The organism is Streptomyces sp. NPDC006430, from assembly GCF_040612395.1.
GTDB lineage: Bacteria > Actinomycetota > Actinomycetes > Streptomycetales > Streptomycetaceae > Streptomyces.
Genome location: NZ_JBEXQA010000041.1, coordinates 1 through 19,018, shown reverse-complemented (window position 1 = coordinate 19,018; position 19,018 = coordinate 1). Strand labels below are relative to the sequence as shown.

The 19,018-nt window shown below is 70.6% G+C and carries 19 protein-coding genes and 1 tRNA gene; 10 read left to right on the top strand and 10 right to left on the bottom strand.

Features of this window, described 5'->3' with window-relative positions:
• Nucleotides 1-39: 39 nt before the first annotated feature.
• A tRNA-Pro gene (locus ABZZ20_RS33100) sits at nt 40-113 on the bottom strand.
• A gap of 143 nt (nt 114-256) precedes the next feature.
• Nucleotides 257-1,195 carry a metallophosphoesterase gene (locus tag ABZZ20_RS33095; protein ID WP_356876078.1) on the bottom strand — a complete coding sequence of 313 codons (939 nt, stop codon included), beginning with the start codon at nt 1,193-1,195 and terminating at the stop codon, nt 257-259.
• A 68-nt stretch (nt 1,196-1,263) separates the two neighbouring features.
• On the opposite strand from ABZZ20_RS33095, the gene ABZZ20_RS33090 reads away from it, so the two are divergent.
• A complete protein-coding gene (locus ABZZ20_RS33090; RefSeq protein WP_356876076.1) occupies nt 1,264-1,725 on the top strand; it encodes a GatB/YqeY domain-containing protein in 462 nt (153 codons plus the stop codon).
• 101 nt (nt 1,726-1,826) lie between these two features.
• On the opposite strand, the gene ABZZ20_RS33085 is transcribed toward ABZZ20_RS33090, so the two are convergent.
• Complete coding sequence (locus ABZZ20_RS33085; protein ID WP_356876074.1) at nt 1,827-4,094, bottom strand: transglycosylase domain-containing protein; 2,268 nt, start codon at nt 4,092-4,094, stop codon at nt 1,827-1,829.
• 397 nt (nt 4,095-4,491) lie between these two features.
• On the opposite strand from ABZZ20_RS33085, the gene ABZZ20_RS33080 reads away from it, so the two are divergent.
• Nucleotides 4,492-4,842 (top strand): WhiB family transcriptional regulator, encoded by a 351-nt coding sequence (locus ABZZ20_RS33080; RefSeq protein ID WP_030299276.1) that lies wholly within the window; start codon nt 4,492-4,494, stop codon nt 4,840-4,842.
• A gap of 63 nt (nt 4,843-4,905) precedes the next feature.
• Here ABZZ20_RS33080 and ABZZ20_RS33075 read toward each other — a convergent pair whose 3' ends face one another.
• Together ABZZ20_RS33075 and ABZZ20_RS33070 are read right to left on the bottom strand one after the other, a co-directional pair.
• Nucleotides 4,906-6,255 (bottom strand): ArsA family ATPase, encoded by a 1,350-nt coding sequence (locus tag ABZZ20_RS33075; protein WP_356876126.1) that lies wholly within the window; start codon nt 6,253-6,255, stop codon nt 4,906-4,908.
• A gap of 50 nt (nt 6,256-6,305) precedes the next feature.
• Nucleotides 6,306-7,286, bottom strand: coding sequence for an ArsA-related P-loop ATPase (locus ABZZ20_RS33070; RefSeq protein ID WP_356876072.1), 981 nt, complete (start codon nt 7,284-7,286; stop codon nt 6,306-6,308).
• A 100-nt stretch (nt 7,287-7,386) separates the two neighbouring features.
• Here ABZZ20_RS33070 and ABZZ20_RS33065 point away from each other — a divergent pair, with 100 nt between their 5' ends.
• The 5 genes from ABZZ20_RS33065 (at nt 7,387) to ABZZ20_RS33045 (ending at nt 10,458) form a co-directional block, all read left to right on the top strand.
• Nucleotides 7,387-7,548 (top strand): DUF4177 domain-containing protein, encoded by a 162-nt coding sequence (locus ABZZ20_RS33065; RefSeq protein ID WP_007264966.1) that lies wholly within the window; start codon nt 7,387-7,389, stop codon nt 7,546-7,548.
• Nucleotides 7,545-8,018 (top strand): RidA family protein, encoded by a 474-nt coding sequence (locus ABZZ20_RS33060; protein ID WP_356876070.1) that lies wholly within the window; start codon nt 7,545-7,547, stop codon nt 8,016-8,018. Before ABZZ20_RS33065 ends, ABZZ20_RS33060 begins: the two co-directional genes overlap by 4 nt.
• Nucleotides 8,019-8,381: 363 nt before the next feature.
• On the top strand, nt 8,382-9,311 hold the full coding sequence (locus ABZZ20_RS33055; protein ID WP_356876068.1) for an NUDIX hydrolase: 930 nt from the start codon (nt 8,382-8,384) through the stop codon (nt 9,309-9,311).
• Nucleotides 9,308-10,153, top strand: coding sequence for an MBL fold metallo-hydrolase (locus ABZZ20_RS33050; protein WP_356876066.1), 846 nt, complete (start codon nt 9,308-9,310; stop codon nt 10,151-10,153). Before ABZZ20_RS33055 ends, ABZZ20_RS33050 begins: the two co-directional genes overlap by 4 nt.
• A complete protein-coding gene (locus tag ABZZ20_RS33045; protein WP_356876064.1) occupies nt 10,150-10,458 on the top strand; it encodes a hypothetical protein in 309 nt (102 codons plus the stop codon). The genes ABZZ20_RS33050 and ABZZ20_RS33045 overlap by 4 nt, the downstream gene beginning before the upstream one ends.
• A 54-nt stretch (nt 10,459-10,512) precedes the next feature.
• On the opposite strand, the gene ABZZ20_RS33040 is transcribed toward ABZZ20_RS33045, so the two are convergent.
• Both ABZZ20_RS33040 and ABZZ20_RS33035 read right to left on the bottom strand, forming a co-directional pair.
• Nucleotides 10,513-11,313, bottom strand: a complete 801-nt coding sequence (locus ABZZ20_RS33040; RefSeq protein ID WP_356876062.1) for a nucleotidyltransferase — start codon at nt 11,311-11,313, stop codon at nt 10,513-10,515.
• 111 nt (nt 11,314-11,424) lie between these two features.
• The gene (locus tag ABZZ20_RS33035) at nt 11,425-12,099 is read right to left on the bottom strand and encodes a Crp/Fnr family transcriptional regulator (RefSeq protein WP_003981529.1); all 675 of its coding nucleotides are present in this window, start codon (nt 12,097-12,099) and stop codon (nt 11,425-11,427) included.
• Nucleotides 12,100-12,281: 182 nt separating this feature from the next.
• Here ABZZ20_RS33035 and nth point away from each other — a divergent pair, with 182 nt between their 5' ends.
• The 3 genes from nth to ABZZ20_RS33020 all read left to right on the top strand — a co-directional run bounded on the left by nth (nt 12,282) and on the right by ABZZ20_RS33020 (nt 15,305).
• On the top strand, nt 12,282-13,211 hold the full coding sequence (gene nth, locus ABZZ20_RS33030) for an endonuclease III (RefSeq protein WP_356876060.1): 930 nt from the start codon (nt 12,282-12,284) through the stop codon (nt 13,209-13,211).
• Between the two features lie 116 nt (nt 13,212-13,327).
• The gene (locus ABZZ20_RS33025) at nt 13,328-14,089 is read left to right on the top strand and encodes a CoA pyrophosphatase (RefSeq protein WP_356876058.1); all 762 of its coding nucleotides are present in this window, start codon (nt 13,328-13,330) and stop codon (nt 14,087-14,089) included.
• A 13-nt stretch (nt 14,090-14,102) separates the two neighbouring features.
• Complete coding sequence (locus tag ABZZ20_RS33020; protein ID WP_356876056.1) at nt 14,103-15,305, top strand: MarP family serine protease; 1,203 nt, start codon at nt 14,103-14,105, stop codon at nt 15,303-15,305.
• A gap of 428 nt (nt 15,306-15,733) precedes the next feature.
• Here ABZZ20_RS33020 and ABZZ20_RS33015 read toward each other — a convergent pair whose 3' ends face one another.
• Genes ABZZ20_RS33015 through nhaA form a run of 3 tightly spaced genes read right to left on the bottom strand, consistent with a single transcriptional unit; the run spans nt 15,734 to nt 18,686 of the window.
• Nucleotides 15,734-16,693 carry an alpha/beta hydrolase gene (locus ABZZ20_RS33015; protein WP_356876054.1) on the bottom strand — a complete coding sequence of 320 codons (960 nt, stop codon included), beginning with the start codon at nt 16,691-16,693 and terminating at the stop codon, nt 15,734-15,736.
• The gene (locus tag ABZZ20_RS33010; RefSeq protein ID WP_356876052.1) at nt 16,690-17,148 is read right to left on the bottom strand and encodes a phage holin family protein; all 459 of its coding nucleotides are present in this window, start codon (nt 17,146-17,148) and stop codon (nt 16,690-16,692) included. The genes ABZZ20_RS33015 and ABZZ20_RS33010 overlap by 4 nt, the downstream gene beginning before the upstream one ends.
• Before the next feature lie 44 nt (nt 17,149-17,192).
• Nucleotides 17,193-18,686: a Na+/H+ antiporter NhaA gene (gene nhaA / locus ABZZ20_RS33005; RefSeq protein ID WP_356876050.1), complete on the bottom strand. Its 1,494-nt coding sequence runs from the start codon at nt 18,684-18,686 to the stop codon at nt 17,193-17,195.
• Between the last annotated feature and the right edge of the window lie 332 nt (nt 18,687-19,018).

The window sequence follows — 19,018 nt, the reverse complement described above, 5'->3', positions numbered from 1 at the left end:
CCCGCGATGCGGATCAGGCCCTGCCTGTGTTGTGCGAAGTCGGGGTGGCGGGATTTGAACCCACGACCTCTTCGTCCCGAACGAAGCGCGCTGCCAAGCTGCGCTACACCCCGATCGCCGCCTTGCAGTGTTACTGCCTGGCGACATCGATTACTTTAGCGGACCCGTGGCCGGAGACGAAATCCGGTTTTCGCGGGAGGGTCGCCGGGCCGGTGGAAACGGTGCGCGGAAGGCCGTCGGGAGCCCGGTCCCTGGGCTACGCCTTCGACGTCAGCGTCAGGAGCGTCGCCTCCGGCGGGCACGCGAACCGCACCGGTGTGAAGCGGTTCGTGCCGCAGCCGGCCGAGACGTGGAGGTAGGACCGGTGGCCGGTCACTTCGTGCGTGGAGAGGCCCTTCACCCGCTTCGTGTCCAGGTCGCAGTTGGTGACGAGCGCGCCGTAGAAGGGGATGCACAGCTGCCCGCCGTGCGTGTGCCCGGCCAGGATCAGCGGGTAGCGGTCCGCGGCGAAGGATTCGAGGACGCGCAGGTACGGGGCGTGGACGACGGCGATCGAGAAGTCGGAGTCCGCCTCCGGCCCGCCCGCCACGTGCTCGTAGCGGTCGCGCTTGATGTGCGGGTCGTCCAGGCCGGTGAAGGCCAGCTCCATCCCGTCCAGCTTCAGCCGGGCCCGCGTGTTGGTGAGGTTCAGCCAGCCCGCCGCGTCGAAGGCGTCCCGCATCTCCTCCCAGGGGTTGTGCACGGCGCCGACGACCGGCTTGTTGCCGTTCAGTCCGTGCCGTCCCTGGACCCTCTCGACCAGGTAGCGCCCGGGATTGCGCAGCCGCGGCCCGTAGTAGTCGTTCGAGCCGAAGACGTACACGCCGGGGAAGTCCATCAGCGGGCCCAGGGCGTCGAGTACTTCGGGCACGCCCTCCGTGTCGGAGAGGTTGTCGCCGGTGTTCACGACGAAGTCCGGCCGCAGTCCGGCCAGCGACTGCAACCAGGCGCGCTTCTTGCGTTGCCCGCCGACCATGTGGATGTCCGACACCTGGAGTATCCGCAGCGGTCGCATACCGGCGGGTAGGACCGGCACCGTGATTCGGCGCAGGCGGAAGGACCGCGCCTCGAAACCGGCGGCATAGGCCACACCAGCGGCCCCCACCGCCGCGATTCCAGCGGTGACCTTCAGGGGTACTCCGTAACGCGCACGCATGGCCCCATGCTCTCAGACCCGGAAAACCGGCGGGCGCCACCGCCCCCGCACCTGGCAGACTCAGGTGCATGACCACGCTCAAGGCCAAGCTCCAGGAAGACCTCACCACCGCCATCAAGGCGCGCGACGAGCTGCACTCGTCCACGCTGCGACTGACCCTCGCCGCCATCACCAAGGAGGAGGTCGCGGGCAAGGAAGCGCGCGTGCTTTCCGACGAGGAGGTTCTCAAGGTGATCGCCAAGGAGGCGAAGAAGCGCCGCGAGGCCGCGGAGGCCTTCGCGCAGGGCGGCCGTCCGGAGCAGGCCGCGCGCGAGACGGCGGAGGGCGAGTTCCTCGACACCTACCTGCCCAAGCAGCTCTCCGACGAGGAGCTCGGTGCGATCGTGGCGCAGGCCGTCGAGGAGGCCAAGGCCGCGGGCGCCGAGGGGCCGCGGGCCATGGGCGCTGTCATGAAGATCGTGAACCCGAAGGTGGCCGGGCTGGCGGAGGGCGGGCGCGTCGCCGCCGCCGTCAAGAAGCACCTCGCGTAGGAAGCAGGACGTAGGAAGCAGCAAGCAGCAAGCAGGAAGAAAGGGAGGGTCCCGGCCGCGTTCCGGCCGGGACCCTCCCTTTGCTCGTGGCGCCGCTCTTCCTACGGGATCTCGATACCGCCGATCAGGCCCGGCTCCGTGGTGTCCCCCGGGAGCGGGGTGGTCGGGGTGGTGCCGCCGATCGTTCCGGCTGCCGTCTGGCCGCCGGAACGTCTGCCGGGCTTGCCGTCGCCACCCGGCTTGCCGGGCTTCCCGGGCTTGTTCGGGGTGGGGCCTGTGGGACGGCCGCCGCCGGCCGGCAGCCCGGTGTCCGCGATGACGACCGTGGCGAAGTTCGGAGCCTCCCGGCCCGACAGCGCGCCCGAGACCGCCTGCTTCCAGATCGGGCCGGGCAGCCCGCCACCGTAGACCTTGTCGTAGTACTGGCCGCCGATGGTGATGTTCTCCATCGACACCTGCTTGGAGCCGCCCGAGCCGACCCAGGTGGCGCCGGCCATGTTCGGGGTGTACCCGACGAACCAGGCGTTGTAGCGGCTGTCGGTGGTGCCGGTCTTGCCCGCGTTCTGCCGGTCGGTCAGACCCGCGGCGGTACCCGTACCGGAGTCGACCACGCCGAGCAGCAGCGTGTTGATGGTGTCGGCGGTCCTCTCCGCCATCACCCGGTCGCACTGGGACTTCGGCACGGCCAGCGCCTTGCCGTGCGAGTCGGTGATGGACTCCAGGGCGACGGGGGTGCAGTGCACGCCGCGGTTGGCGAAGGTCGCGTACGCGTTCGCCATGGTCAGCGGGGACATGCCCTCGGTGCCGAGCGCGATCGCCGGGACCTCGGGCAGCTTCGTGCCGTCGGCCGGGATCACGCCGAGCTTGGTGGTCATCTCCGTCACGGGGCAGAGTCCGGTCTCGGAGATCATTTCCACGAAGTACGTGTTGACCGACTTGGCCATCGCGTCCTTCAGGTTGTATGCGCCGAACTCGGACTCCGACTCGTTCGGCACCCGCGCGTGCTCGGTGTTCTGCCAGGGCTTGTCGCCGCAGGTCTGCACCGGGCTCGGGTACTCCATCTCCTGCGGGGTGTTGTACACCTTCGTCGCCGGAAGGCCGCGCTCCAGGGCCGCGGCCGCGACGAACGGCTTGAAGGTCGAGCCGGTCGGGAAGCCGAAGTTTGAACCGCCCATCCGCTTGTCCACGGAGAAGTTGATCTGCGTTTCGTTCTTGCCGAAGCCGTACGGCTTGGACTGCCCCATGGCGAGCACCCGGCCGGTACCGGGCTGCACCAGGGTGACCGCCGTGGCGACCTTGTCGTCCTGGTTGACGTGGTCCTTGATCGACTCGTTGACGGACTCCTGCGACTGCGGGTCCAGCGTCGTACGGACCGTCAGGCCGCCCTGGTTCCAGAGCTTGGCCCGCTCCTCGCGGGTCTTGCCGAACACGGGGTCGGTCAGGAACGTGTTGCGCACGTAGTCGCAGAAGAAGCCCGCGCCCTTGACCGCGGTGATGCAGCCGTTCTTCGGCCGGGTCACCTTCAGCGTCACCGGCTTCTTCTTCGCCTCGTCCGCCTCCGCCTGCGAGACGTCCTTCATGTCGACCATCCGCTGGAGGACGACGTTCCGGCGCTTCATCGCTTCCTGTGCGTCGTTCACCGGGTCGAACCGGCTCGGCGACTGCACGACCCCGGCCAGCAGCGCCGACTCGTCGAGGGTCAGGTCCTTGGCAGGCTTGCTGAAGTAGCGCTGGGCGGCGGATTCGATTCCGTACGCCTGCTGGCCGAAGTACGTGATGTTGAGGTAGTTCTCAAGGATCTTCTTCTTCCCGAGCTCCTCCTCGACCTGGATCGAGTACTTCAGCTCGCGGATCTTGCGGCCCAGGCTCTTCTCCTGGGCCTCGCGCACCTTGGTCTCGTCGTCGCCGGCCTCTTCGACGAACACGTTCTTGACGTACTGCTGCGTCAGCGTCGAGGCGCCCTGGGCGGCGCCGCCCTCCTGCGCGTTGCGGTTGACCGCGCGCAGGATGCCCTTCAGGTCGACCGCGCCGTGCTCATAGAAGCGCGAGTCCTCGATCGCGACGATCGCCTTCTGCATGTACGGGGAGATGGCCGTGAGCGGGACCACCTGCCGGTCACGTGAATAGACCGTGGCGATCAAGCCACCCTCGGCGTCCAGAATCGTCGTGCGCTGACTCAGCGGCGGTGTCTTGAGATTGGCCGGGATCTCGTCGAATCCCTCGACCGTGCCCTTTGCGGCGAGCCCCAGAGCGCCTGCGCCCGGGATCGCGATGCCGGCCAGCACAACTCCGGAGAGAACGGACACCCCGAGGAACTTGGCGGCCTGCTGCGGCCCCGTGAGCCCGGCGCCCGAGCGCTTCTTTCCCATGGAGGGCAGCCTACGTTCTCATTCGCCGGACACGCGCGAATGCCTTGGCCTAAGCTGTCCCCAACTGTCACAGCAGTGCGGTGCGACATCAACCCCTCGGCTTGATTTTCACCCTTCCCGAATGGGGTGGACATATGTCCGAATCTCGCCCCTCGCTCTCACGGTCGCTCACCCATGGTCCGCCGATTCCACCCGAATTGCCGGAATGGTCGGGTATGTCGCCGGATCACTCCGTCGGGTGATCTGCCGCTTACCCATAGTCCGTTCGGACCATTCAAGATTGGGCCCGTCGGGGGTGTTGCACCGTGCCCGCCTTCCGTAACGTCCTCAACTGGCAGCGGTGAATATGCCGCTACCGCCGTGGGGGAGCCTCGATTCGGGAGAGGACGGCGCCGGGATGGGCTGGGTTACCGACTGGAGTGCGCAGGCAGCCTGCCGCACTACCGATCCGGATGAACTGTTCGTTCAAGGAGCGGCACAGAACAGGGCCAAGGCGGTGTGCACCGGATGTCCGGTGCGGACCGAGTGCTTGGCCGATGCGCTCGACAATCGCGTCGAGTTCGGCGTGTGGGGCGGAATGACCGAGCGGGAGCGTCGCGCATTGCTGCGCAGGCGTCCCACCGTCACCTCGTGGCGACGGTTGCTCGAAACCGCGCGCACGGAGTACGAACGCAGTACAGGCATCCTCACCGTGGATGTCGATGCGGAGATTGACGTTCCGTACGAGACGTACGCGGCAGCCGGGTAGACACACCCGCGCGGTCCCCCGTACGAACGCCTCCCCATCCGGAGGTGATCGACGTACGAACGCCTACGCTCCGGCCGGAACCCCGGCCGCGAGTCGCTCTCCGATGGCCCGCAGCCCGGCGAGGTCGTGCACGTCGCCGGGCAGGGCGGCCACTTCAACCACCGCCACTTCGGGGTGGAGCGAGGCGAAGCGGTCGCGTGTGCGCTGTTCGCGCGCGATCACCTGCATCCGTTCGGCGTGCAGGCGCAGCAGTCCTGCAGTGATCTCGTCCACATCGGCGTCGATGTCGATGTCGGTGTCTGTGTGGTCATGGGTACGGGCGCGGGCACGACCGTCGGGGGAGCCGGGTTCGGGAGTGTCCGTGGCGGCAGCGGGTTTCGAGGCCGACTCACGAAGTCCAGCTTTCCCGGACTCCTGATCGACAATGCCGCCTACTTCAAGATTCTCTGCGGCGGCCAATGCCCGCTCGGCGGAGAGCTGATCGGCTCCGCTGCCGTGCACCCGGTTCAGTACGAGCCCGGCCAGCGGCATCTTCTCCGCGGCCAGCCGCTCCACGAAGTACGCCGCCTCCCGCAGGGCGTCCGGCTCGGGAGCCGCGACCACCAGGAAGGCCGTACCCGGAGCCTGGAGCAGCCGGAACGTGGCGTCCGCACGCGTGCGGAAACCGCCGAACATCGTGTCCATCGCCGCCACGAAGGTCTGTACGTCCTTCAGCAGCGAGGCGCCCATCAGCTTGCTGAGCGTGCCGGTCATCAGGGACATGCCGACGTTGAGGAACTTCATCCCCGCCCGGCCGCCCACCTTCGCGGGAGCCATCAACACGCGGATGAACTTCCCGTCCAGGAAGGACCCCAGGCGCTTCGGCGCATCGAGGAAATCCAGCGCGGACCGGCTCGGCGGGGTGTCGACGACGATCAGGTCCCAGTCGTCCCGGGCCCGCAACTGGCCCAGCTTCTCCATCGCCATGTACTCCTGCGTGCCCGCGAAGCCGGCCGACAGGGACTGGTAGAAGGGGTTGGCCAGGATCGCCCGGGCCCGCTCCCCGTCCGCGTGCGCCTCGACGATCTCGTCGAAGGTCCGCTTCATGTCCAGCATCATGGCGTGCAGTCGGCCTTCGCCTTCGCCCTCGCCGTAACCTTCGCCTTCGCCGCTACCGTGAGCGCCGCCGCTTCCGTTCACGCCCTTGACCAGGCGCGGGGTGTTGTCCAGCGAGTCGATCCCCATCGACTGGGCGAGTCGGCGCGCCGGATCGATGGTCAGCACGACCACCTTTCGCCCGCGCTCCGCCGCCCGTACGCCCAGGGCCGCGGCGGTGGTGGTCTTGCCGACCCCGCCCGCGCCACAGCAGACGATGATCCGCGTCCCGGGATCGTCGAGCAGCCGGTCCACGGCCAGCCGCGGCGGAGTGTCCATGCCGGTGCTCGCGTTCACGACCGCGTTCACGGCCGTGCCGATGGCCTCGCTCATTCGTCGCCCGCCTGCTTCCGCAACTCCGAGGCCAGCTCGTACAGCCCGGCCAGATCCATCCCCGCGCCGAGCAGGGGGAGTTCGTACGTCGGCACGTCCAGCTGTGCCAGTACGGTGCGCTGCGCGCGCTCCAGCTCCACCCGGCTCGCATGCTCGGCGGCCTGCGCGAGCAGCGGGTCCACCAGCCGCTCCGCCAGCCCGCCGCGGCGCGCCCCGCCGAGCCCGGCGCGGGACAGCGCCTTGGCCACGTCGGCGCGGTGCTCGCCGGCCGCCGCGCGCAGGGCGTCCTCGTCCAAGTGGTGGGGCCGCACCATGTTGACGACGACCCGGCCCACGGGCAGTCCGGCCTCCTGGAGCTCGGCGATCCCGTCCGCGGTTTCCTGGACGGGCATTTCTTCGAGCAGGGTGACCAAGTGGACCGCCGTCTCCGCGGACTTGAGCACCTTCATGACGGCCTGCGCCTGGTTGTGGATCGGCCCGAACCGGGCCAGCCCGGCCACCTCGTCGTTGACGTTCAGGAAACGGGTGATCCGCCCGGTCGGCGGCGCATCCATGACCACGTGGTCGTAGACGTACCGACCGGCCTTGTCCTTGCGCCGTACCGCCTCGCACGCCTTGCCCGTCAGCAGCACGTCGCGCAGCCCGGGCGCGATGGTCGTCGCGAAGTCGATGGCGCCGAGCTTCTTGAGGGCACGGCCCGCGGAGCCGAGCTTGTAGAACATCTGGAGGTAGTCCAGCAGCGCCCGCTCGGCGTCGATGGCGAGGGCGAACACCTCCCCGCCACCCGAAGCGACGGCGATCTTCCGCTCCTCGTAGGGGAGCGCCTCCGTGCCGAAGAGCTGGGCGATGCCCTGCCTGCCCTCGACCTCCACCAGAAGAGTCCGTCCGCCCTCGCGCGCGAGGGCGAGCGCGAGTGCCGCGGCGACCGTGGTCTTTCCGGTTCCGCCCTTGCCGCTGACCACCTGGAGCCTGCTCACAGCGTCTGAGCCTAACCACTCGGGTCTCGGGCCGTGCATGAGCCTCCCCCTGACTCCACCCGAGGGGACCGCCCGCTCGACAGGCACTACGCTCGCCCCCATGACCAAGAAGTTCGAATACGCGACGGTCCCGCTGCTGGTCCACGCCACCAAGCAGATCCTGGACACCTGGGGCGAGGACGGCTGGGAGCTCGTCCAGGTCGTGCCCGGCCCCAACAACCCCGAGCAGCTCGTGGCCTACCTCAAGCGGGAGAAGGCATGAGCGGCACCGTCGACGCGAAGCTCGCCGAGCTCGGCCTGACCCTGCCGGAGGTCGTCCCGCCGCTGGCCGCGTACCAGCCGGCCGTGCGGTCGGGCGGGTACGTGTTCACCGCGGGGCAGCTCCCGATGGTCAAGGGCAGCCTTCCGCTCACCGGCAAGGTCGGTGCGGAGGTCTCGGCGGAGCAGGCCAAGGAGCTGGCGGCGACCTGCGCGCTGAACGCGCTGGCCGCCGTGAAGTCCGTGATCGGTGACCTCGACAAGATCGCGCGTGTCGTGAAGGTCGTGGGCTTCGTGGCCTCGGCCCCGGACTTCACGGGCCAGCCGGGCGTGCTGAACGGTGCGAGCGAGCTGCTGGGTGCGGTGCTCGGCGACAAGGGCGTCCACGCCCGCAGCGCGGTCGGCGTGGCGGTGCTCCCGCTGGACGCCCCGGTCGAGATCGAGATCCAGGTCGAGATCCTCCCGGGCGCCTGACCCGCGGACGACCCCGTACGCCCTTTTGCCGCAGCCCCCGCCGACCCGGCGGGGGCTGCGCGCGTCTCCCGCCACCCCCCCCGCCCGGGGGAGTCCCGCCGTCGGCCTGCCCCCGATCCGGGCCTGAGCCCCGCCCCCGGCCTGACCCGATCCCGGCCCCGGACCGGCCCCGGCCCGAGTCCGATCCGGGCCCGATCCCGGCCCCGGACCGGCCCCGGCCTGACCCCGGCCCGGCCCGAGTCCGGTCCGGGGCCGGGCCGGGGCCGGGGCCCCACGGTCTGCCACCCCGGCAGGGGCCCGGCACGTCCGCCACCCGGGGCCGTGGCCCTCGAACATCGGGCCGGATGGCCGTAGCATCCGGCCATGCCCAACGGTGAGCAGGGACAGCAGCAGACAGGCGGAGCAGCCGGAGCGCGCGGCGCCGCTCCCGCCGGCGGACAGTGGTACCCGCCCGAATGGCCCGCGCGGATCCGGGCGCTCGCGGACGGTTCCCTCACCCCGGTGGAACCCAGACGCGCCGCCACCGTCATGCTGCTCCGCGACACCCCCGCCGGCCCCGCCGTCCACATGCTGCGCCGCAAGGCGTCCATGGCCTTCGCCGGCGGCGCGTACGCCTACCCGGGCGGCGGAGTCGACCCGCGCGACGAGGACCACCTCGTCGGCTGGGCGGGTCCGAGCCAGGCCGACTGGGCCGCACGCCTCGGCACCGATCCCCGCACCGCGCAGGCCATCGTCTGCGGCGCCGTCCGCGAGACCTTCGAGGAGGCGGGTGTCCTGCTCGCCGGGGAGACCCCCGACACGGTCGTGGGCGACACCACCGGCGACGACTGGGAGGCCGACCGAGCGGCCCTCGTCGCCCGCGAACTGTCCTTCGCCGAGTTCCTCGACCGTCGCGGCCTGCGGCTGCGCTCCGATCTGCTCGGCGCGTGGGCCCGCTGGATCACCCCGGAGTTCGAGCCCCGTCGCTACGACACCTGGTTCTTCGTCGCAGCCCTCCCGGAAGGCCAGCGCACCCGCAACGCCTCCACCGAGGCCGACCGGACCGTCTGGATCCGTCCGGCGGACGCAGCGGACGGCTACGACAAGGGCGAGCTGCTGATGATGCCGCCCACCATCTCCACCCTGCGCTCCCTGGAGCCGTACGGGAGCGCCGTCGACGCGCTCTCCGCGGCCGCCGCCCAGGACCTGACCCCCGTACTCGCCCGAGCTGCGCTGGAGGACGGCGTCGTGGTGCTCAGCTGGCCCGGGCACGACGAGTTCACCAAGCGCGTCCGCCTCGGAGGCCCCGCATGACCGACGCTGAAGCCCTGCCCGGACAGCCCCGCGGAATCGTCACTTCTGGGCCCGCCACCGACCGCGCGGTCAACATCCTGGCCCCCAACGCCTCCCCGATGACCCTGGACGGCACCAACACGTGGCTCGTCTCGGAGCCCGGCTCCGACCTCGCCGTCGTCATCGACCCCGGCCCGCTGGACGACGTCCACCTGCGGGCGGTCGTCGAGACCGCCGAGCGGGCGGGGAAGCGGATCGCGCTGACCCTCCTCACGCACGGCCACCCCGACCATGCGGCGGGCGCGGGCCGGTTCGCCGAGCTCACCGGCACCAAGGTCCGGGCCCTGGACCCCGCCCTGCGCCTCGGCGACGAGGGGCTGGCCGCCGGGGACGTGATCCGGACCGGCGGTCTGGAGCTGCGCGTCGTTCCGACCCCCGGCCACACCCACGACTCGCTCTGCTTCCACCTGCCCGCCGACCGCGCCGTCCTGACCGGCGACACGATCCTCGGTCGCGGCACCACCGTCGTCGTCCACCCCGACGGCCGGCTCGGCGACTACCTGGACTCGCTGCGGCGCCTGCGCTCGCTGACGGTCGACGACGGCGTGCACACGGTGCTCCCGGGCCACGGGCCGGTCCTGGACGACGCGCAGGGCGCGGTGGAGTTCTACCTGGCCCACCGTGCGCACCGGCTCGCCCAGGTCGAGACCGCGGTCGAGGACGGCTATGTCACCCCCGAGGCGGTCGTCGCCCACGTCTACGCGGACGTGGACCGCTCCCTGTGGCCGGCCGCGGAATGGTCCGTACGGGCGCAGCTCGAGTACCTTCAAGATCACGGACTGATCCCTGGAGGCCCGGAATGACGACCCTTTTCCTGCTGCTCGCGCTGATCGCCACAGCCTCGTGGATCACCTCGACGGTGACCTTGCGGATGAAGGCCCTGGAGCGCCGGTCGGAGCAGCTGGAGCGACGCCTGGGCCTGGTCCTGGACCACTTCGGCATCGAGGAGCCGGAGTCGGCCGGGCTGGCGGACGTACGGGAGCTGGTGCGCGCGGGCCGCACGATCGAGGCGATCCGCGTCCACCGTCGGGTCACCGGGTCGGGCCTGGCCGAGGCCAAGCAGGCGGTCGACGCCCTGACCGCCGCTCCGGCAGGGCCCGCGCAGTAGTACCCCGGCCCGCGACGCGCTCCCGACGCCCGGCCCGCGCTCCCGGTCACAGCACTAGCGGGGCGCCTTGGTTCCGTGCCGGGCCGCGTACTCGTCCGCGAGCCACGGTCCCAGGTCCTCCACCCACGTGCGCAGGACGGCCGGGTCTCCGGTCGGATCCAGGGCTTCGGCAGCCGCGGCCCGCATCTGCGCGGCGCGCTCCGGGTAGTACCGGCCGAAGACCTCCGCGGACTCGGTCAGGTCGCTGGTCCAGCCGCCCCACCACGGCATGACGAGAGTGAATCCGCTCCGCACCAGACGCCGCGAGATGCGCCGGCTCAGCGTCCGGTACTCGGAAGTGTTCGACGCGGCCCACACCCCGGCCCGCCAGTCGGGCAGTACGGCGGCCAGGTCCCCGTTGGTCTCCCGGGCGAGCAGGCTGTCCGGACGGTAGCGCGGCAGGTGCTCGGCCAGGTCCGCACCGAGCAGCGGGGTGCACAGGCAGGCGAGGAACCAGCCCAGGTCGTAACGTTCCTGCTCGCTCAGCAGGGTGTCTTTGCCGTGGAGCAGGATCCCGACGCCGTCGATCTCGTCGAAGTCCTGGTCGAGGCCGCGCGCCAGCACCTCTGCGGTGTCCCGGTCCTCGTGGGAGGGCTCGTGCTGGAGGGCGAGCAGCAGGTCGAGGTCGGAGAGCCCCGGACGGGCCGTCCCGCGGGGCACGGACCCGTACAGGTAGCCGCTGTGCAGGCGTTGCCCGTACGCCTCGCCGATCCGTTCGCGCGCGGCGGCGACGACCGGCGCGAAGGCGTCCTGCACCCGGCCGAGCGACCCCTCGCGCTCGAAGTACCCGTACGCGTCGAGCCCTTTGCGCTCCATGGCATCCACTGTGCCCCTCGCCGGGACGAAGGTCGACGAAGGCCTCGGGAGGGAACGCGCAGGGGGTCCCGCCCGGTCGGGCAGGACCCCCTGCGTACGAGGCAACCGCGGTCAGCGGGAGCGCTTCGCCAGTCGTTCCACGTCCAGCAGGATCACCGCGCGGGCCTCCAGGCGGAGCCAGCCGCGGCCCGCGAAGTCCGCGAGGGCCTTGTTGACCGTTTCGCGGGAGGCACCGACCAGCTGGGCCAGCTCTTCCTGCGTCAGGTCGTGTACGACGTGGATGCCTTCCTCGGACTGCACGCCGAAGCGGCGCGACAGGTCGAGGAGGGCGCGGGCCACCCGGCCCGGAACGTCCGAGAAGACCAGGTCGGACATCTGGTCGTTGGTCTTGCGCAGGCGCCGTGCCACCGCGCGCAGCAGCGCGGTCGCGACCTCCGGGCGGGCATTGAGCCACGGCTGGAGGTCGCCGTGGCCGAGGCCGAGCAGCTTGACCTCGGTCAGGGCGGTGGCCGTGGCCGTGCGCGGACCGGGGTCGAACAGCGACAGCTCGCCGATCAGCTCGCCGGGGCCGAGGACGGCCAGCATGTTCTCGCGGCCGTCGGGGGAGGTGCGGTGCAGCTTCACCTTGCCCTCGGTCACGACATACAGCCGGTCACCGGGGTCGCCCTCGTGGAACAGGGCGTCACCGCGTGCGAGGGTCACCTCGCCCATGGAGGCGCGGAGCTCCGCGGCCTGCTCATCATCGAGCGCCGCGAAGAGCGGGGCGCGCCGCAGAACGTCGTCCACGAGTCTCTCTCCTATGTCGACCAGCTCAGGGGACCGTGCTCCCCATTTTGCCGGACGGCTCAAACAGTGCGATCAATCACAAGGATGCCGGACGGACGGGCGTGCTGTGCGGCGAGAGGCCAATCGGAGTGGTGTTACCTGAGGTCCAGGCGGGTGTCAGCGCCCGGCCTTAGGCTGGCCGGGTGTCCAATAAGCCGGTGAGAGCACAGGCCAAGGGGTCCGCAGGAGTGACGGGCGCCCAAAATTCAGCTGTGGGCGAACAAGCCCCCGAAAAGGCGCCCGGGAAGCCCCGGAAGGCCGCAGAGCGGCCCCAGGGCAAAGCTTCGGCCAAGAAAACGGAATCGCACCTGGGCATGGTGCGTCGGGCCCGCCGCATCAACCGCGAACTGGCCGAGATCTATCCATACGCCCACCCCGAGCTCGACTTCCGGAACCCCTTCGAGCTGCTGGTCGCCACGGTCCTGTCCGCGCAGACCACCGACCTGCGGGTGAACCAGACGACCCCGGCACTCTTCGCCGCCTACCCGACCCCCGAGGACATGGCCGCGGCCGTTCCCGAGGATCTGGAGGAGATCATCCGGCCGACCGGGTTCTTCAGGGCGAAGGCCCGCTCCCTCCTCGGCCTCTCCCAGGCGCTGCGGGACAACTTCGGCGGCGAGGTCCCGGGCCGCATGGAAGACCTGGTGACGCTGCCCGGAGTCGGCCGGAAGACGGCCAACGTGGTGCTCGGCAATGCCTTCGGGGTCCCCGGGATCACCGTGGACACCCACTTCGGCCGCCTGGTGCGCCGGTGGAAGTGGACCGAACAGGAAGACCCGGAAAAGGTCGAGGCGGAGATCTGCGCGATCTTCCCGAAGAGCGAGTGGACGATGCTCTCGCACCGCGTCGTCTTCCACGGCCGTCGGATCTGCCACGCCCGCAGGCCCGCCTGCGGCGCCTGCCCGATCGCCCCGCTGTGTCCGGCGTACGGGGAAGGCGAAACGGACCCGGAGAAGGCGAAGAAGCTGCTCAAGTACGAGAAGGGCGGTCAGCCCGGCCAGCGGCTGAGCCCGCCGCCGGACTACCCGGGCCTGCCGGCCGCACCGCTGGGCGGTGCCCCGGCAGGCTCCTGAGCACGGCCGCGGGTCGCCGTACGACGGCCCGCGCAGGAACGAATCCGGACCGGGGCGGCGTTGTCCCGGTATCGGGACGGCGACGGTGTCGGCAACGGCAGGGAGCAGGGGTGCCTATGACGCGCGGAGCGCGGGACGAGAGCAGCGTGGCCCAGGCAGCCGCGCCGCCGCAGCAGGGCACGAAGCGGGGCGTCCCGTACGAGGACCCCATCGGCCGCCGCGTCAGCACCCGCGGCCTCCCCGGGTGGCTCGACCCCGTCGTGGAGGCGGTGCGCACGGTCCGGCCGACCCAGCTCAGCCGGTTCCTGCCGCCCGAGGACGGCAGGGGCCGACAGTCCGCCGTGCTGATCCTGTTCGGGGAGGGCCCCCGCGGCCCCGAGCTGCTCCTCATGGAACGTGCCGGGAGTCTGCGCTCGCACCCCGGCCAGCCCTCGTTCCCGGGCGGCGCCCTCGATCCGGAAGACGGTGATCCGCACAGCACCGGCCCGCTGCGCGCCGCCCTGCGCGAGGCCGAGGAGGAGACCGGGCTCGACCCCTCGGGCGTCCAGCTCTTCGGGGTGCTGCCGCGCCTCTACATCCCGGTCAGCGAGTTCGTGGTGACCCCGGTGCTCGGCTGGTGGCGCGCTCCCAGCCCCGTCGGAGCTGTGGACCCGGCCGAGACCGCCCGGGTCTTCACGGTCCCCGTGGCCGATCTCACGGACCCCGAACATCGCGTCACGGTCCTCCACCCGAGCGGCCACACGGGGCCCGCTTTCACCGTCGCATCGGCTCTGGTCTGGGGTTTTACTGCCGGTGTGATCGACCGCTTGCTGCATTTCGCAGGATGGGAGCTGCCCTGGGACCGATCACGGCAGGTCCCGCTCGACTGGCGCGCATGAGACGGTGACCCTCGTGAACGTGCTGGACATCCTGTTGCTGCTCGCCGCCGTGTGGTTCGCGATCGTCGGCTACCGCCAGGGGTTCGTCGTCGGCATCCTGTCGGTGATCGGCTTCCTCGGCGGTGGCCTCGTCGCCGTGTCCCTGCTCCCGTTGGTCTGGGACCGGGTGACCGACAACGGCACCCAGGTGTCCACCACGCTCGTCGTGATCGCGGTCGTCGTGATCATCGTCTGCGCCTCGATCGGCCAGGCCCTGACCACCCATCTAGGCAACCGGCTGCGCCGCCACATCACCTGGTCGCCTGCCCGCGCGCTCGACGCGACCGGCGGCGCCCTGGTCAACGTCGTCGCGATGCTGCTGGTGGCGTGGCTGATCGGCTCGGCGCTTGCCGGGACGTCACTTCCCACGCTGGGCAAGGAAGTCCGCAACTCCAAGGTGCTGCTCGGCGTGTCGCGGGTGCTACCCGCCCAGGCCAACACCTGGTTCTCCGACTTCAGCTCCACCCTCGCGCGCAGCGGCTTCCCCCAGGTCTTCAGCCCGTTCTCCAACGAGCCGATCACCGAGGTGAAGGCGCCCGACCCGGGGCTCGCCCGCAGCCCCGTCGCGGAGGTGGCCAAGCGCTCGATCGTGAAGGTCGTCGGCACCGCGCCCAGTTGCAGCAAGGTCCTCGAAGGCACCGGTTTCGTTTTCGCGCCCGGCAAGGTGATGACCAACGCGCACGTCGTCGGCGGGGTCGGCGAGCCGACCGTCCAGATCGGCGGCGAGGGCAAGCTCTACGACGGCAAGGTCGTGCTCTACGACTGGGAGCGCGACATCGCCGTCCTGGACGTGCCCAAGCTGAAGGCGCCCGCGCTGGAGTTCACCGACAAGGACGCGGTGAGCAGCAGCGACGCGATCGTCGCCGGCTTCCCGGAGAACGGCGCGTACGACGTCCGCGCGGCACGCGTCCGCGGCCGGATCAACGCCAACGGCCCGGACATCTACCACCGCGGCACCGTCCGGCGCGACGTCTACTCGCTGTTCGCGACCGTCCGCCAGGGCAACTCCGGCGGCCCGCTGCTGACGCCCGACGGCAAGGTGTACGGGGTCGTCTTCGCGAAGTCGCTCGACGACCCGAACACCGGCTACGCACTGACGGCGGACGAGGTCCGCGACGACATCCGGATCGGGAAGATCGCCGACCGGCGGGTCGACAGCCAGGGCTGCGCCCTCTGATCCGTACGGGCAGAGGTGCCCACAGGGAAGGGGGCGCGGCGGTGGCTACGTCCGTGGATGCCGCAGGCGTGCCGACACCCAGCGGGCTCGGCGGCGCAGGATGCGTGGAATCCCGAGTCGGGGGTCGTGGCCGTCCCGGCCCGTCGTCCCGCGCGTGCCCGGCGTCGCTGCCGGGCGGCGTTCGCGTGTGATGTCACCGTAGTCGTGCGTCCAGCCCATACAACGAGCTGTGCCCGGGCCCCAAGGTCGGTAATCCCGTACGGGGCGGCCAATTGGCCTATGCGCGGGGCAAGTGAATGCTCGTAAGACAGTCGGACGAACCATTCGTCAGATCGACATCCAGCCGTCTCCGGGTGGCCTGTTGGCGGCCGGCTGACCGCGGCTGGGTATCGGCGGCCGATGGCAAGCCCGGTGACGCGGTCCGGCGGTCAGCGGTCCGGCTCGGGGTCCTTGAGCCAGTTCACCAACTCGGTCGAGAAGGCGGCGGGATCCTCCTCGTGGGGGAAGTGCCCGAGGCCGTCGAACAGCCGCCAGCGGTACGGGGCTTCGACGTACTCCCCGGAGCCGGCCGCGCTCCGGGTCCGCATCACCGGGTCGAGCGATCCGTGCAGGTGCAGCGTCGGCACCCGCACCGGCCGCTTCATCCGGCGGTTGAACTGGAGCCCGTCCGGCCGGGCCATCGACCGCATCATCCAGCGGTACGGTTCGATCGAGCAGTGCGCGGTGGACGGGATGCACATCGCCCGCCGGTACACCTCGACGTCCTCCTCATCGGGAGGTACGGGACCGGACCAGTCCCGGATCAGCTGCCCCACGAGCGCCCCGTCGTCGGCGACGAGCTGTCGCTCCGGGACGAACGGCCGCTGGAAGCCCCAGATGTGCGAACTGGCCCGGGCCTGACCGAAGTCGGACAGCATCGCCGAGCGCCAGCGCCGCGGGTGCGGCATCGACGAGACCACGAGCCGGCGCACCAGCTTGGGCCGCATCACGGCCGCGGTCCAGGCGAGGTAGCCACCCAGGTCGTGTCCCACGAGGGCGGCGTCCGGCTCGCCGAGGGACCGTACGACCCCGGTGATGTCGAGCGCCAGGTTGGCCGGGTCGTAGCCGCGCGGGGTGCGGTCGCTGCCGCCCACCCCGCGCAGGTCCATCGCGACCGCGCGGTAGCCCGCGTCGGCGAGCGCGATCAGTTGGTGCCGCCAGGTCCACCAGAACTGCGGGAAGCCGTGCAGCAGTAGCACCAGCGGTCCGTCGCCGAGTTCGGCGACGTGGAACCGGGCCCCGTTGGCCGCGACGTCCCGGTGGGTCACCGATCTCCCGCCGGGCACGTCGATCCTGACCGCCGTCGCGGCGGTGGGCGGAGAGCTGGAGTCCGGCGAGGGCGCAGTCATGAGGACGAGCGTGCCACACCCACGGCCTGGTCACTCACTGACCGCGGATGCGGCTTGACGCTTCCGACCACCGCTGCGGTCACCTTGACCGAGGCGATGCTCTTCTCCGGCGGCTTGACCTGCTTGAACTTCTTGATCGCGATCAGTCCGAGCAGGGCCGCGAGCAGCAGAAACGCTACACCCACGATGAGGAACGACCAGGCCAGCCCGAGCCCGAGGTTGTGGATGCCGTACGCAGCGGCGAAGCTCAGCACCGGCAGGGAGAAGAGTGCGAGTACCCCTGCGACGGTGATGGCAGCGCTGCCGGCACCCGCACGCTTGACGTCCTGGCGGATCTCCGCCTTGGCGAGGGCGATCTCGTCGTGCACCAGGGCGGACATCTCGGCGGTGGCCGAGGCGACCAGCTGGCCGAGTGTGCGCTCGGCTCCTTGCACCCCTTGGTCCACTGCGCTCATCGCTCTCTCCCTCTGTCATCTGCCGGTCACTGCGTCACTTCAGATCATGCCGGACGGTCGCCCTCGGCGCTGGACCCGGCTGCCGCTTCCTTTCCAGTGGCGGACGGCGGGGTCGACGCCGGGCCCGTCGTGGTGGTGGGCGGCGCGACGGTCGCGGAGGCGGCTGCGGTCGCCGCCCGGCGGCGGTGCTCCGCGGCCTTCTCCTCGTAGATCTCCGCCATCCGCAGGTGGTACTCGGGCTTGTCCTGCTCGTAGATGTCCGGGATGCCGTCCTGGTCCTCGTCCCGCTCCTCGGCCTCGGTGAGGGCCCGGTACGTGCGGTTGCGGAGCTTGAGCAAGATGCTCGCGATGACGGCGGCGATCAGCGAACCGATCAGCACGGCGGCCTTGACCTCGGAGGTGAGGGTCGTGTCGTCGGTGAAGGCGAGCTCGCCGATCAGCAGCGAGACGGTGAAGCCGATGCCGGCGAGGGAGGCTAGGGCGAGCACGTCCGGCCAGGCGAGGTCCTCGCCCAGCTCCGCTCTCGTGAAACGGGCGGCCAGCCACGTGCCGCCGAAGATGCCCACGGCCTTGCCGACGACCAGGCCGAGGACGACACCGAGGGTCTCGGGCCGGGTGAAGACCTGCGCGATGGCTTCGTCGGAGAGCGAGACCCCGGCGGAGAACAGCGCGAAGAGCGGGACGGCGAGACCCGCCGAGAGGGGTCGGACCAGGTGCTCGATGTGCTCGCCGGGGGACTGGTCCTCGCCCTCGTTGCGGGTGCAGCGGAGCATCAGGCCCATGGCCACGCCGGCGATGGTGGCGTGGACGCCGCTGTTGTACATCAGGCCCCAGATGGCCAGGGCGAGCGGAACGTACACGTACCAGCCGTGGACGCCCCGGCGGAGCAGGAACCAGAACAGGACGAGGCCCGCGACCGCGCCGCCGAGCTGGAGGAAGTTGATCTCGCTGGTGAAGAAGATCGCGATGATCATGATTGCGAAGAGGTCGTCCACGACGGCGAGCGTCAGCAGGAACGCCCGCAGGGCGGATGGCAGTGACGTCCCGATGACCGCGAGGACAGCGAGGGCGAAGGCGATGTCGGTGGCGGTCGGGACCGCCCAACCGCCCATCGAGCCGCCGCCGAGGCCGTTGACCAGGACGTAGACCAGTGCGGGAACGGCCATGCCGCACAGGGCGGCGATCACCGGGAGGGCAGCCGCTTTCGGGTCGCGCAGGTCGCCCGCGACGAGCTCACGCTTGAGCTCGATGCCGGCTACGAAGAAGAAGATCGCGAGCAGGCCGTCGGCTGCCCAGTGCTGGAGCGAGAGGTTCAGTCCGAGGGAGGCCGGGCCGACGTGGAAGTCGCTGACGCTGGCGTAGCTGTCCGTGAGTGCGGGGATGTTCGCCCACAACAGTGCGGCGATCGCGGCCACGAGGAGGAGCACGCCGCCGACGGTCTCCGTGCGCAGGGCATCGGCCACGAAGCGCTGCTCGGGCAGGGACAGCCTGCTGAGGAACGTGCGGCTACGGCGGTCGGTGGAGCTGGGCGCGGCCACGAGGGGGACACCTCCGGGTGGATTGGACGGCATGGCGGAACTCGTTGCCGACCAGACTTCCCGGCGCACCCTGTGGACTCTCTTTACGCTTCCGATACCCTACAGGGCCGCGCGAGGGCGTATCCGGCGATCTTCACTTTATGCGCAGAAGGGGCATCCGGCGCGATGCGTCGAATGCCCCTCCTCGCGGTCTCGCGACCGGTGTCGAGCCCGGCTCCACCGGCCCCGGGTCCCGGCTCAGTCCTCGCTGGAGGCGTCCGGCAGCTTGTTCTGGATGAGGTCCATGACGGAGGAGTCGGCCAGCGTGGTGACGTCGCCGACGGCGCGGTTTT